Source organism: Serratia sp. MMO-28 (assembly GCF_037199905.1).
GTDB classification, from domain to species: Bacteria; Pseudomonadota; Gammaproteobacteria; order Enterobacterales; family Enterobacteriaceae; genus Chania; species Chania oryzae.
This window is the reverse complement of sequence record NZ_JBBCVB010000115.1, coordinates 1-259: the sequence shown is the minus strand read 5'-3', so window position 1 is coordinate 259 and position 259 is coordinate 1. Positions and strand designations below refer to the sequence as shown.

General features: G+C 65.6%; 1 protein-coding gene. It reads left to right on the top strand.

Going from position 1 to position 259, the window contains the following annotated elements:
* A partial coding sequence (locus WG891_RS27185; RefSeq protein WP_337265120.1) for a hypothetical protein occupies positions 1-259 on the top strand: 259 nt, incomplete at both ends.

The following is a 259-nucleotide window of genomic DNA, read 5'->3' as shown; positions in this document are numbered from 1 at the left end:
GGCCAATAATCTGGGCACCTCGGCGGCCAACGTCAATCTGACCGACGCCACCGCCCAACTGTTGCTCAATGGGTTGAGCGGCCCCCTGGCCAATACCCTGAGTGGGGTGGCCGGCTCGACGGTACAGCTCAATAACGCTGCCGCCACGACCCTGACCGGCACCAACAGCGGTTTTGCCGGCCTGTTCGACCTGGTGGGCAACAGCGCGCTGACCGTCTCGCAAGACGCCAACCTGGGCACCGGCAGCGTCAGTCTCGGC